General features: G+C 69.2%; 12 protein-coding genes. 8 read left to right on the top strand and 4 right to left on the bottom strand.

Annotation, left to right across the window (positions count from 1 at the left end):
* Positions 1-88 precede the first annotated feature (88 nt).
* A complete protein-coding gene (locus ACVFYP_RS23760; protein WP_499202713.1) occupies positions 89-1,177 on the top strand; it encodes a TRAP transporter substrate-binding protein in 1,089 nt (362 codons plus the stop codon).
* Positions 1,178-1,312: 135 nt separating this feature from the next.
* Complete coding sequence (locus ACVFYP_RS23755) at positions 1,313-2,116, top strand: undecaprenyl-diphosphate phosphatase (protein WP_499202712.1); 804 nt, start codon at positions 1,313-1,315, stop codon at positions 2,114-2,116.
* Between the two features lie 18 nt (positions 2,117-2,134).
* On the opposite strand, the gene ACVFYP_RS23750 is transcribed toward ACVFYP_RS23755, so the two are convergent.
* Positions 2,135-2,854 carry a response regulator transcription factor gene (locus tag ACVFYP_RS23750; RefSeq protein ID WP_499202711.1) on the bottom strand — a complete coding sequence of 240 codons (720 nt, stop codon included), beginning with the start codon at positions 2,852-2,854 and terminating at the stop codon, positions 2,135-2,137.
* 290 nt (positions 2,855-3,144) lie between these two features.
* Here ACVFYP_RS23750 and ACVFYP_RS23745 point away from each other — a divergent pair, with 290 nt between their 5' ends.
* From ACVFYP_RS23745 to ACVFYP_RS23730, 4 genes are all read left to right on the top strand, one after another.
* On the top strand, positions 3,145-4,341 hold the full coding sequence (locus tag ACVFYP_RS23745) for a GTP cyclohydrolase II (RefSeq protein ID WP_499202710.1): 1,197 nt from the start codon (positions 3,145-3,147) through the stop codon (positions 4,339-4,341).
* 60 nt (positions 4,342-4,401) lie between these two features.
* Entirely contained in the window at positions 4,402-4,716 is a 315-nt protein-coding gene (locus ACVFYP_RS23740; protein ID WP_499202709.1) for a hypothetical protein, read from the top strand.
* Positions 4,709-5,212 carry a L,D-transpeptidase family protein gene (locus tag ACVFYP_RS23735; RefSeq protein ID WP_499202708.1) on the top strand — a complete coding sequence of 168 codons (504 nt, stop codon included), beginning with the start codon at positions 4,709-4,711 and terminating at the stop codon, positions 5,210-5,212. Before ACVFYP_RS23740 ends, ACVFYP_RS23735 begins: the two co-directional genes overlap by 8 nt.
* An 87-nt stretch (positions 5,213-5,299) precedes the next feature.
* On the top strand, positions 5,300-5,914 hold the full coding sequence (locus ACVFYP_RS23730; protein ID WP_499202707.1) for a hypothetical protein: 615 nt from the start codon (positions 5,300-5,302) through the stop codon (positions 5,912-5,914).
* Here ACVFYP_RS23730 and ACVFYP_RS23725 read toward each other — a convergent pair.
* The gene (locus tag ACVFYP_RS23725) at positions 5,880-7,208 is read right to left on the bottom strand and encodes a DUF3422 family protein (protein WP_499202706.1); all 1,329 of its coding nucleotides are present in this window, start codon (positions 7,206-7,208) and stop codon (positions 5,880-5,882) included. The two genes, ACVFYP_RS23730 and ACVFYP_RS23725, sit on opposite strands and share 35 nt — an antisense overlap.
* A gap of 249 nt (positions 7,209-7,457) precedes the next feature.
* On the opposite strand from ACVFYP_RS23725, the gene dnaK reads away from it, so the two are divergent.
* Together dnaK and dnaJ are read left to right on the top strand one after the other, a co-directional pair.
* Entirely contained in the window at positions 7,458-9,386 is a 1,929-nt protein-coding gene (gene dnaK / locus ACVFYP_RS23720; protein WP_499202705.1) for a molecular chaperone DnaK, read from the top strand.
* A 101-nt stretch (positions 9,387-9,487) separates the two neighbouring features.
* Positions 9,488-10,639 (top strand): molecular chaperone DnaJ, encoded by a 1,152-nt coding sequence (gene dnaJ, locus ACVFYP_RS23715; protein WP_499202704.1) that lies wholly within the window; start codon positions 9,488-9,490, stop codon positions 10,637-10,639.
* 15 nt (positions 10,640-10,654) lie between these two features.
* Here dnaJ and ACVFYP_RS23710 read toward each other — a convergent pair whose 3' ends face one another.
* Both ACVFYP_RS23710 and ACVFYP_RS23705 read right to left on the bottom strand, forming a co-directional pair.
* Positions 10,655-11,287 (bottom strand): fumarate hydratase C-terminal domain-containing protein, encoded by a 633-nt coding sequence (locus ACVFYP_RS23710; RefSeq protein WP_499202703.1) that lies wholly within the window; start codon positions 11,285-11,287, stop codon positions 10,655-10,657.
* Positions 11,284-12,153, bottom strand: a complete 870-nt coding sequence (locus ACVFYP_RS23705; RefSeq protein ID WP_499202702.1) for a fumarate hydratase — start codon at positions 12,151-12,153, stop codon at positions 11,284-11,286. Before ACVFYP_RS23705 ends, ACVFYP_RS23710 begins: the two co-directional genes overlap by 4 nt.
* Between the last annotated feature and the right edge of the window lie 27 nt (positions 12,154-12,180).

Here is a 12,180-nt window from a genome sequence, read left to right as displayed (position 1 = left end):
AAGCGCCACTTTCCGGCCGCCCCGGGATGGATTACTGCTGCTGCCAGAAGCGGGACGTGCCCGCGCGCCCGATCCGGGAGGAAGTTCCATGAACCGCCGTGCCATGCTGGGCGCCGCCGCCGCGGCTGCGCCCCTCGCCCTCGCCACCCCTGCTCTGGCCCAGGCCAATCCGGAGGTGCGCTGGCGCGCCGCCTCCTCCTTCCCGCGCGTCTTCGACGTGCTCTATGGCACGTTCGAGAAGGTGGCCGCCCGGGTCGCCCAGCTCACCGACGGCAAGTTCCGCATCCAGACCTTCCCGGCCGGCGAGATCGTCGGCGGCTTGCAGGTGCTGGACGCGGTGCAGGCCGGCACCATCGAGGCCGGTCACACCGCCTCCTACTACTATATCGGCAAGGAGCCGGGCTTCGCCCCCTTCACCGCCATGTGCTTCGGCCTGAACACGCGGCAGATGACCTCCTGGTTCCGCTATGGCGGCGGCAACCAGCTCGCGGCCGAGCTTTTCAACGAATACAATGTCCATGGCATCACCTGCGGCGACACCGGCGCGCAGATGGGTGGCTGGTTCCGCAATGAGATCACCTCGGTCGACCAGCTGCGCGGCCTGAAGTTCCGCATCACCGGCCTGGCCGGCCAGCTCTTCACCCGCCTCGGCGCGGCGCCGACCCTGATTGCCCCGGCGGATATCTATCCCTCGCTTGAGCGCGGCGTGATCGACGCGGCGGAATTCGTCGGCCCGCATGACGATGAGCGCGCCAATTACGTGCGCGTCGCCCGCTACTACTACGCCCCGGGCTTCTGGGAGCCGGGCGCGCGGCTGCATTTCATGTCGAACATGCGCGCCTGGAACGCCCTGCCGGACCTGTACAAACACGCCCTGGAAGTCGCCTGCGGCGAGGCGGATGCGGATATGGTCGCCCGCTACGACTTCATGAACCCGCAGGCCCTGCGACGCCTCGTCGCCGCCGGCGCCCAGCTCCGCTTCTGGCCGCGCCCTGTGCTGGAAGCCGCCTGGAAAGCGAATGAGGAAATGAACGCGGACCTGGCCCGCGGCAATCCGCGCTTCGCCAAGATCATGGAAAGCTACAATCGCTTCCGGACCGAGCAGTTCCAGTGGTTCCGCATCGCCGAGAACAGCTACGACAACTTTGCCTTCTCGGCCGCCCAGACGGTTCGCTGAGCGGCGAGATGGAGGGCGGATCGGCCAGGATCCGCCAGGCCTTGGTATAAAATCGCGGCCATCCAGGGCGGCGCGCATCGCGGCGCGCCGCCGACTGCCCTATAGCGGCCGCTCACCGCCACGGATGACGCGCTGATGGATCTAGGGACCCTGCTTTCTGCCCTCGCCATGGGTGTGGTCGAGGGGGCGACGGAGTTCCTGCCGATCTCCTCCACGGGTCATCTGATCCTGCTGGGCGAGATGATCGGCTTCCAGGGCCCGCCCGGCAAAACCTTCGAGATCTGCATCCAGCTTGGCGCCGTGCTGGCCGTGGTCGTGCTGTTCCGGGCCACGCTCTGGCGGCTGGCCACCCTGGCCTGGCGCCCGGGGCCGGAGCGGTTCTACGCCCAGAACCTGATCCTGGCCTTCCTGCCGGCCGCCTTCCTGGGGGCGACCTTCCACGGCACCATCACCCGGCTGCTGTTCAGCCCCTGGGTGGTGTGCTTCGCGCTGATTCTGGGCGGTATCGCCATCATCGCGATCGAGCGCTGGCGGCCCGAGCCCTCCATCCACTCGGTGCCGCAGATGGGGCCGCTGGCAGCGCTGCTGATCGGCTTTGGCCAGGCGCTGGCCATGATCCCCGGCACCTCCCGCTCCGGCGCCACCATCATCACGGCGCTGCTGGTGGGGGTGGAACGGCGGACGGCGGCGGAATTCAGCTTCGTGCTGGCGATCCCGACCATGGTCGCCGCCACCGCCTACAGCCTCTACAAGGCGCGGGCGGAACTCGACCTGTCCGATCTCGGCCAGATCGGCATCGGCTTCGTCACGGCCTTCATCGTGGCGCTGGTGGTGGTGCGCTGGCTGATGCAGGCGATCTCCCGCATCGGCTTCACGCCCTTCGGCTGGTACCGCATCGCGCTCGGCACGCTGATGCTGGTGTTTCTCATCCTGCGCTGAGGGCGCGCCGAAGCGCCTTCAGGCGGCCTGGGCGCGTCCGGCGGTCGGGTCCAGCCTGTAGCCACCACCCTCGGTGACCAGCAGGCGGGCATTGCCGGGATCGGGCTCGATCTTCTGCCGCAGCCGGTAGATGTGGGTCTCCAGCGTGTGGGTGGTGACCGAGCTGTTGTAGCCCCAGACCTCGTTCAGCAGGATCTGCCGCCCCACCGGACGGCCACCGGCGCGGTAGAGGTACTTCAGGATGGCGGCTTCCTTTTCCGTCAGCCGGATCTTCCGGTTGCGCGCCGCATCCAGCAGCAGCTTCGCGGAAGGGCGGAAGGTGTAGGGGCCGACGCTGAAGACGGCGTCCTCGGAATTGTCGAACACGCGAAGTTGCGCGCGCAGCCGCGCCATCAATTCGGAGACGCGGAACGGCTTGCCAATATAGTCGTTGGCACCCGAATCCAGTCCACGAATGATATCCTGTTCCCCGTCCGCTCCCGTCAGCATGAGGATCGGCATGCGGATGCCTTGCTTTCGCAGGCGTGCGCAGAGGTCGCGCCCGTCGCCATCGGGCAGGCCGATGTCGAGCACGATCGCGTCGAAGCGGGCATCCTCGGCATTGAGATGCGTCATGGCTTCCGCCATGCTGCCCGCTTCCGTCGCGACGAACTCGCCGTCATGCGCCAATTGGTCCGCAAGTGTTTGGCGAAGGGCCTCGTCGTCGTCCACGACGAGGATGGGGCGTGGACCGGCCATGATAGCTCCCATATCTGTGAGGCACCGTCACAACGGGGCCGAAGCGGATCGGTTTCACGTCTCCGTGCCGTCACCGTGAAGATAGATGGCGGAACGGACCGACCCCGACAAGCGATTTTGCAGGGCGTCCGTGATGCCAGCAAGCCTCGCGGCGTCGTTGTGACGATTTGCAGCAATGCCGCATGTTCTGCCGTACGATCCGGTTTTTCTTGTGGCGGGCCCCCTTTCAAACGCCTTTGGCGCGCCACATTCGGCATCGTCAATGGGCGACTACGGAACGCCAGAATCACATGAGCAAAATGGCCCCCCTCGCTTCCCCGCGCCCCAACGGCGCTGTCGATGCCGCCGTGCCCGACCCCCGGGTGCTGGCGTTGCGATCGGTGCATCGCGCCGCCAGCGAGCTGCGCCGCGGCACGCCGGTCGTCCTGCTGGGGCCGGAAGGCCCGCTGGTCGTCGCGGCGGCGGAGGTGGTCTCGGCCCGTGGCCTTGCGGAGTTGCAGGCGGCCTCCCGCGGCGCGCCCGTGCTGCTGCTGGCGCCGGTGCGGGCCGCGGCCGTCCTGCAACGGCCGGTGCCACAGGCGCTGGGTGCGCCGGCGGTCGGCGCCGGTGCGGCGGAGATGGGCGCGGTGGCGCTGCGACTGCCCCCGGCCCTGCTCGACCCGGCCGCGCTGAAATCGCTGGCCGATCCCACGGCCGAACGCCTTCTGCCGGAACAGCCGGAGCGCACGGCGATGCCGCCCGAGGCGCTGCCCGCCATCGCCCTGGCCAAGCTGGCCCGGCTGCTGCCGGCGCTGGTTGTCGCCCCGGCGGCGGAAGCCGTGGCGCGGCGGCTCGATCTGCTGTCGGTCTCGGTGGCGGATGTGCTCGCCTATCCCGTCGCCGCGGCGGCCAGCCTGACCCGCGTGGCGGAGGCCCGGGTGCCGCTGGAGGATGCGCCGGAGGCGCGCATCATCGCCTTCCGCGCGGCCGATGGCGGCATCGAGCATCTGGCGATCCTGGTGGACAGCACGGCGCCTCAGGACGGCCTGGTGCCGCTGGTGCGGGTGCATTCCGAATGCTTCACCGGCGACCTGCTGGGCAGCCTGCGCTGCGATTGCGGTCCGCAGCTGCGCGGCGCGATCCGGCGGATGGCGGCGGACCCGGCGGGCGGCGTGCTGTTGTACCTGGCGCAGGAAGGCCGTGGCATCGGCCTGGTGAACAAGCTGCGGGCCTATGCCTTGCAGGACCAGGGGCTGGACACGCTGGATGCCAATCGGGCCCTGGGCTATGGCGCGGATGAGCGGAATTTCTGGGTGGCGGCCGAAATGCTGCGCGCCGTCGGCGTCGGGCGCGTGCGGCTGCTGACCAACAATCCGGACAAGATCGCCGGCCTCGCCGCTTGCGGCATCGAGGTGGAGCGCCGGGAGGCGCATCAATTCGATGCCAATGGCGTGAATGACGGCTATCTGGAAACCAAGGCCCGCCGTTTCGGCCATCTGCTGACCTGAAGGCCGCGCGGCATGGGGTTTGCTCTACTATGCGCAACCTCCTGCCAAGGACCGGCCGCCATGACCGTCGCCGCAACCACCGCCGTAACCGCACCGTCCTCTTCCGCCGCCGTCCTGCCCCGGCTGGGGCCGGATGAGCATGTGCCGGTGCCGGGCACGCTGCGGTTCGAAGAGGTGCTCCAGGCGCTGAACCCGCTGCAACATCTGCCGGTGGTGGGCAGCATCTACCGGGCTGCGACCGGCGAGGGCCTGAACCCGGCTCTGCGAGTGCTGGGCGCCGGGCTGCTGGGCGGGCCGATCGGCATGCTCTCCACCGCCGCCTTCGCCGCCATCGAGGAATTCACTGCGGCGCGGGGGACCTCACGCCTTGGATGACAGCGGCTGGGCCGTGGTGGCGGAGGGATGTTTTCGCTTCGAGGGGCAGGTGCTGCGCTGCGCCCTGGGCAAAGGCGGGGTCGTGCCGGCAACGCGCAAGCAGGAAGGGGACGGTGCCACGCCGGCGGCGCGGATGCCGCTGCGCCGGGTGTTCTACCGCGCTGATCGCGGCCCGGCGCCGGTCTGCGCCGTGCCGGTGGAGCCGTTGGACCCGGCCGATGGCTGGTGCGACGACCCCGGCGACCGCGCCTATAACCGCCCTGTCCGGCTGCCCTTCGGCGGGCGGCATGAGGCGCTGTGGCGCGCCGATGCGGTCTATGACGTGATCGGGGTGCTGGGCTGGAATGACGACCCGGTGGAACGCGGCCGCGGCAGCGCCATTTTTCTCCATCTTGCCCGCACGGACTTTTCGCCCACCGAGGGCTGCGTGGCGCTGGAGCTGCGGGATCTGCGGGCCGTGCTGGCGCGCGGCTTGCGCGGCATCGCGGTGCTGTAGCGTGGCGCTCACGGACAGGTGAAGGCGCCGCCCGGTACGCAGGGCGACCCCAGGCTTTCTCCCCCGGGACAATAACGGGGTGACGAAGTGCGGTTTCTGCTGATGGGCGCGGCGCTGGGGCTGCTGGGAATCACGGCGCAGGCGGAGGCGACGACGCCTCGGGACCGAAGCTGGTTCGTCACCGCCTATCACGGCCAGTGGATGTCGCCGCGTGGCTTTGTCGGCGGCGATCTCGACGTGCAGGACGCGCATTTCACCGCCCTGGCGCTCAGCCATGTGCTGGTGCCGGAGCTGCGGCTGGACCTGCCGGTGCTCGGCCGGCTTCTGGATGGCGGGTCGCTGGAGGTCGAAGGCCAGTTCGGCCTGCATTCCGGCCTGCAACATCACACGGAGGCGACCCTGTCCCTGGCCTGGCGTTCCGCGGACGTTGTTCTGCCGGGGCCGATGCGGATGAACCTGGCGGTGGCGGAGGGTGTCTCCTACGCCCTGGCGCGCCCGGCCCATGAGGGTGTGGTGAACGGCCTGCGCCCGCGCAAATTCCTCAACTACCTGGCCTTCGAGGCCGAGATCACCCACGCCGCCCTGCCCCACCTCGCCTTGGTGCCGCGCGTCCACCATCGCTCCGGCATCTTCGGCGTCATCGCCCCGCAGCGCAGCGGGTCGGATTTCATCGGGCTGGGGGTGCGGATGACCCTGCGCTGAGGGGGGCGGCGCTGTCCCGCCGCCGGCGCCGCATGCGCAGCCAGACCAGCGCGGCGACCACCGGAACCAGCACGGCCAGCGCCATCTCCACCTTCACGCTGCCGATCGGCCAGGGCAGCGGCTTCAGCGCATAGGCGGCCAGCGACAGCAGGTAGTAGCTGATGCCGGCCACCGAGAGCCCCTCCACCGTCTCCTGCAGCCGAAGCTGGGCGCGGCCGGTCTCCGCCATGGCGGCGAGCAGCTTCTGGGTCTGCGCTTCCTGCGCCACGGCGACGCGGGCGCGCAAAAGGTCCACCGCCCGGCCGCAGCGCACCGACAGGCTGGCGATCCGGGCCCCGGTGGCGGCGACGGTGGCCAAGGCCGGGTCGAGCCGGCGTTCCAGGTATTCCGCCAGGGTCGGCAGGCCGGGCAGTCTTTCCTCCCGCAGCGCCTGCAAGCGCTGCCCGACCAGAACGTGATAGGCGCGGGAGGCGGAGAATCGATCCGCCGTGGCGGCGGCCAATTGCTCGATGCCGGTGGCCAGCGCGCTCAGCTCCTCCAGCGCACCGCGCTCCGCCTGCAATTCCTGCAGGCCGGAGAGCCGGGCGGTCTGCACCGCCAGGCGTTCGGAGGCGCGGCCGAGCTCGGCGGAGGCGGCGCGGGCCGGCGGCAGGGCCAATAGGGCACACAGGCGGTAGGTCTCGATCTCCCACAGTGCCTGGGCCAGGCGCCCGGCCAGGGCCGGGGTCAGGCCCTGGTCCCAGAGCAGGATGCGGCTGAAGCCGTCCGGCCCGGCGCGGAAATCGGTCCAGGCCGTGGCGGCGCCCCCGGCCAGGGTGGCCCCGGCCAGATTGTCCTGGGCGAAGCAGCCGGGCGGCGGCGCATCCCGTGCCGCCTCGCCGCGCAGCACCGTTATATGGGCGGCGACCAGGGTGCTGCCGGGCAGGGCACGCAGCCAGTCGGCCGGCACCGCGGCGATGGCGGTGGCGGCGAAGGGGTCCTCCAGCGCCGCTTCAGCCTCGAAGATCGGGCGCAGGAAGGTCCAGCCGTCAAATTCGGTGTGGCGTTCGTAGCGCAGGCGGAAGGCGCCGAAATCGGCCAGCACGAAATCCGCCCCCGCGGCGGGGGGCGTCACGCCGTAGCGGCGGCAGAGCAGGGCGAGATGCGCCACCGCGGCGCCGCGATCCCCGCCCGGCTCCCCCATCAGGGCCAGGCGACTGATCGCCACCGGGGTGGCGATGGGCAGTGCCGGCCGGGCGTGCAGTTCGCCGGTCAGCAGGTCGCGCTGCGGATGGGGGGGGAGGTGCTGGATCATCTCGTTGACGCATCCTACAGCAGGTCTGGCGTGGTGGGGCGTGCAAAAAGCCGAGTCTTTCCAAGACACGGGCCGCCTCCGGGTCTTGTCCACCCCGCCCTGCCTGAATACATGACGCCTGCGCGGTTTGCCGGGTGTCTCGTTCCCGGTTTGGCCGCCCCATAACCCAACCCGCATCCGTCACGGATCAGGGGGCGGGCGCGGTGCCGTAAGGGCCGCCCCCGTCCGCCGCATAGGAGATAGACTCGGATGAGCAAGGTCATCGGCATCGACCTCGGCACCACCAATTCCTGCGTCGCCATCATGGAAGGCAAGGACGTCAGGGTCATCGAGAACGCCGAGGGTGCGCGCACCACCCCCTCCATGGTCGCCTTCGCCAAGAATGGGGAGCGTCTGGTCGGCCAGTCCGCCAAGCGCCAGGCGGTCACCAACCCCACCAACACGCTCTACGCCGTGAAGCGCCTGATCGGCCGCCGCTTCGACGACCCGATGGTGAACAAGGACAAGGGCCTGGTGCCCTACACCATCACCCGCGCCGCCAATGGCGATGCCTGGGTCGAGGCGGATGGCAAGGCCTATGCGCCGCAGCAGATCAGCTCCGACATCCTGACCAAGATGAAGGAGACGGCGGAGGCTTATCTGGGCGAGAAGGTCACCCAGGCGGTCATCACCGTCCCGGCCTATTTCAACGACGCCCAGCGCCAGGCGACCAAGGAAGCCGGCGCGATCGCGGGCCTCGAGGTGCTGCGCATCATCAATGAGCCGACCGCGGCTGCGCTCGCCTACGGCATGGACCAGAAGAAGGGCGGCACCATCGCGGTCTACGACCTCGGCGGCGGCACCTTCGACGTCTCGATCCTGGAAATCGGCGACGGCGTCTTCGAGGTGAAGTCCACCAACGGCGACACCTTCCTCGGCGGCGAGGATTTTGACGCGCGGATCATCGATTACCTGGCGGATGAGTTCAAGAAAGAGCAGGGCATCGACCTGCGCGGCGACAAGCTCGCCCTGCAGCGCCTGAAGGAAGCCGCCGAGAAGGCGAAGATCGAGCTGTCCAGCTCGAAGCAGACCGAGGTGAACCTGCCCTTCATCACCGCCGACGCCTCCGGGCCGAAGCACCTGGTGATGCAGCTGAGCCGCGCGAAGCTGGAAGCGTTGGTCGACGACCTGATCACCAAGACCCTCGAGCCCTGCAAGCAGGCGCTGAAGGATGCCCAGGTCACCGCCGGCGAGATCGACGAGGTGATCCTGGTCGGCGGCATGACCCGCATGCCCAAGGTCATCGAGCTGGTGAAGCAGTTCTTCGGCAAGGAGCCTGCGCGCAACGTCAACCCGGATGAGGTGGTCGCCATCGGTGCCGCCATCCAGGGCGGCGTGCTGAAGGGCGACGTCAAGGACGTGCTGCTGCTGGACGTGACGCCGCTGTCGCTGGGTATCGAGACGCTGGGTGGCGTGTTCACCCGGTTGATCGACCGCAACACGACGATCCCGACCAAGAAGAGCCAGGTCTTCTCGACGGCCGACGACAACCAGTCCGCGGTCACCATCAAGGTGTTCCAGGGCGAGCGCGAGATGGCGGCGGACAACAAGCTGCTCGGTCAGTTCGACCTGACCGGCCTGCCGCCGGCGCCGCGTGGCGTGCCGCAGGTGGAGGTGACCTTCGACATCGACGCCAACGGCATCGTGTCGGTCTCCGCCAAGGACAAGGCGACGGGCAAGGAGCAGCAGGTTCGCATCCAGGCCAAGTCCGGCCTGTCGGATGCGGATATCGAGCGGATGGTGCGAGAGGCGGAGGCGAATGCCGATGCCGACAAGCAGCGCCGCGCGGCGGTCGAGGCCCGCAACGGCCTGGACGCCCTGGTGCATGCCACGGAGAAGACCATCCGCGAGAACGGCGACAAGCTGCCCGCGGCCGAGAAGGCGGAGGCAGAATCCGCCATCGCCGCTGCTCGCACCGCGATGGAAGGCCAGGATGTCGAGGTGATCACCAAGGCGCAGGAGACCCTGTCCCAGGCCTCGATGAAGCTGGGCGAGGCGCTGTACAAGGCGCAGGCCGCCCAGGCCGAGGCCGGCGGCGGTGCCGAGGGTGCGGCGGGTGGCCCGGGTGGCAATCCGAGCGACAAGGTGGTGGACGCCGAGTTCGAGGAAGTCGACCCGACCAAGAAGAAGCCCTCGTAACGCCGGGCCTTCTTCGGAACGGATTGAGCGGCGCGCCCGGCTTCGCAAGAAGTCGGGCGCTGCCACGTTGACCACGCCGCCCCGCGAGGACCCACGGGACCATGGCCAAGCGCGACTATTACGAAGTTCTGGGCGTTCCCCGGAATGCGAGCGAGGAGGACCTGAAGAAGGCCTATCGCAAGCTCGCCATGCAGCATCACCCCGACCGCAACAAGGGCGATGCGGGATCGGAGGCCAAGTTCAAGGAGGCCAACGAGGCCTACGACATCCTGAAGGACGCCGAGAAGCGGGCCGCCTATGACCGCTTCGGCCATGCCGCCTTCGAACAGGGCGGCGGTGGCGGTGGCGGGGCCGGCATGGGGGGCAATCCCTTCGGCGGGGCCTTCGAGGATATCTTCGAGGAGATGTTCGGCGGGCTCGGTCGCGGCCGGGGTGGCGCGCGCGCGGCCGCCGGGCGCGGCAACGACCTGCGCCACCAGGTGGAGGTCTCGCTGGAGGAAGCCTATGCGGGGGTCAAGAAGACCATCCGCGTGCCCTCCTCCGTCGTCTGCGAGGCCTGCAAGGGCACCGGCAGCGAAGGCCCCGCGGCGCAGGCCGCGCAGACCTGCCCGACCTGCAACGGCGCCGGCAAGGTGCGGGCGCAGCAGGGCTTCTTCCTGATCGAACGCACATGCCCCACCTGTTCGGGCAGTGGCCGCATCATCAAGAACCCCTGCAAGGTCTGTGCGGGCCAGGGCCGCGTGCAGCGCGACCGGACGCTGGCCGTGACCATCCCGGCGGGTGTCGAGGACGGCACGCGCATCCGCCTGTCCGGCGAGGGCGAGGCCGGGCTGCGTGGCGCCCCGGCGGGGGACCTGTATGTCGATGTCGCAGTGCGCCAGCACGCCATCTTCCAGCGCGACGGCGCCAACATCTTTGTTCGTGTCCCGCTGCGGATGACGCAGGCGGCGCTGGGCGGGGGTGTCGAGGTGCCGGTGATCGACGGGGGGCGGGCGCGGGTGACGATCCCGGCCGGCACTCAGACCGGCGACCAGTTCCGCCTGCGCGGTAAGGGCTTCTCCGTGCTGCGTTCCGCCGCGCGGGGCGACATGTATGTGCAGGTGGCGGTGGAAACGCCCCAGAACCTGTCGAAGCGGCAGCAGGATCTGCTGGCCGAGTTCGAGGCCGAAAGCGAGAAGACCGGCCGTTCCAACCCGGAAACGGAGGGCTTCTTCGCCAAGGTGAAGGAATTCTGGGACGGGCTGGGGCGGTAAAACCCGCCCCGGCCGTCACCCCGCGCGGTCCTGCGCCATCCGCGCCAGGATCTCGGGCATCCTGTCCTGCGCCTGCTGGGACAGGGTCTCGAACAGGCTGTTGCCATGCGCGTCGATGCCAACGGTGACCGGGCCCAACCCGTTCACCGCCAGGCGCACCAGGCGGTAATGCGCCACCAGGTCGTTCCAGGCGACCTCCTTCACCGCGGTGATCGCCGAGGAATGCAGCGGCGCGCCGCCGCCGAGGAAGGAGAAGTAGACGCAGCCGACTTCCTGCATCGCTTCCCGGCAGGCGGCGTCCAGTCCGCCCTTCCCACCCACGGCGGTCAGGCCGAAATGGCGGATCAGCCGGGGCATCAGCGGGTTGAAACGGGTGCTGGTGGTGGGGTTCATGTACAGAACCTCCAGCCCGCCATCCGGCTTGTCCTGGCTGTAGCTGCCGAGATGCAGCAGCGATCCATTGCGCAGATCGATGGGCGGATCGGTGCCGTCCTCGACGCATTTCAGGATGCGGTGATGCGTCGGCAGGCCGGCGGTGATGGTGATTTCGCCATCCAGCAGCACCATGTCTCCTGCGCGCAGCGAGCGTGCATCCTCCCGCGACAGCGGCATGGTGACGCGGCGATAGTCCGCAAAGAGCTCGCTCATTCCATCCGCTCCACGGTCCCATCGGCATGGATTCGCGCCCTGGTGCGGCGGTTGATCCAGCAGTTGAAGCAGACGGCGACCGGCGTGTAGCCGTGGCCGGCGCTGTAATCGACATGCACGGCCAGCGCCGTGGTGTCACCGCCCGTGCCCATCGGGCCGAAGCCGGTGGCGTTCACCGCGCGCAGCAGCCGTTCCTCCATCGCCGCCAGCACCGGTTCCGGGTTCACGCTGCCGATGGCGCGGTAGGTGGCCTTGCTGGCGATCTTCGCGGCGACGTCGAAACTGCCGCCGATGCCAACGCCGATGATGACCGGCGGGCAGTGCTGCGACCCGGCCTGCATCACCGCCTTCATCACATAGGCCTCGATATCCGCGAGGCTGGGGAAGCTGAAGGTCTCGGCCTGCGCCCAGCGGCCGGAACCCAGCGCCTTGGGCTGGCAGGCGATCTCGATCCAGTCGACGCCCGATTCCACCTCCCAGGTCACCAGGGGCATGTCCTTGCCCTTGTAGCCGCGCTCATTGGTCAGCGGATTGGTGACATGCTTGAGCAGCGGCGGCTGGATGCGGCCGACCAGCTCGTCGAACCCTTCGGTGATGGCGGCCTTGAGGTCGCCTTCCCACCGGGCATTGGCGCCGAGCGTGACCCGAAAAACCGGCACGCCGGCATCGGAACAGACGAAGCGGTCGGTCTGTTCCGCCCGCAGAGCGCTGCCGAGCATGATCTCCAGCACCCGCTGGGCGCCCTCATGCGTCTCGGTGGCGCGGGCGCGGCGCAGGGCGTCCTTGGTGTCGTCGGGCACGCGACGCAGCGACCAGTCATAGAGCTGGGCGGAGAGCGTCTTCACGGCCTCCTGGGTAATCGGCATGGCGGACAGGCTTTCCTTCCCCAAAAA

Source organism: Roseomonas sp. F4, assembly GCF_053891155.1.
The sequence above is the reverse complement of the archived record's forward strand: the minus strand, read 5'-3'. Positions and strand labels throughout refer to the sequence as shown.

Coding starts and splice junctions, on each gene's coding strand:
- ACVFYP_RS23745 (WP_499202710.1), top strand. CDS start 3,145: ATGAGCAAAATGGCCCCCCTCGCTTCCCCGCGCCCCAACGGCGCTGTC.
- ACVFYP_RS23710 (WP_499202703.1), bottom strand. CDS start 11,287: ATGAGCGAGCTCTTTGCGGACTATCGCCGCGTCACCATGCCGCTGTCG.
- ACVFYP_RS23750 (WP_499202711.1), bottom strand. CDS start 2,854: ATGGCCGGTCCACGCCCCATCCTCGTCGTGGACGACGACGAGGCCCTT.
- ACVFYP_RS23705 (WP_499202702.1), bottom strand. CDS start 12,153: ATGCCGATTACCCAGGAGGCCGTGAAGACGCTCTCCGCCCAGCTCTAT.
- ACVFYP_RS23740 (WP_499202709.1), top strand. CDS start 4,402: ATGACCGTCGCCGCAACCACCGCCGTAACCGCACCGTCCTCTTCCGCC.
- dnaJ (WP_499202704.1), top strand. CDS start 9,488: ATGGCCAAGCGCGACTATTACGAAGTTCTGGGCGTTCCCCGGAATGCG.
- ACVFYP_RS23725 (WP_499202706.1), bottom strand. CDS start 7,208: ATGATCCAGCACCTCCCCCCCCATCCGCAGCGCGACCTGCTGACCGGC.
- ACVFYP_RS23760 (WP_499202713.1), top strand. CDS start 89: ATGAACCGCCGTGCCATGCTGGGCGCCGCCGCCGCGGCTGCGCCCCTC.
- dnaK (WP_499202705.1), top strand. CDS start 7,458: ATGAGCAAGGTCATCGGCATCGACCTCGGCACCACCAATTCCTGCGTC.
- ACVFYP_RS23755 (WP_499202712.1), top strand. CDS start 1,313: ATGGATCTAGGGACCCTGCTTTCTGCCCTCGCCATGGGTGTGGTCGAG.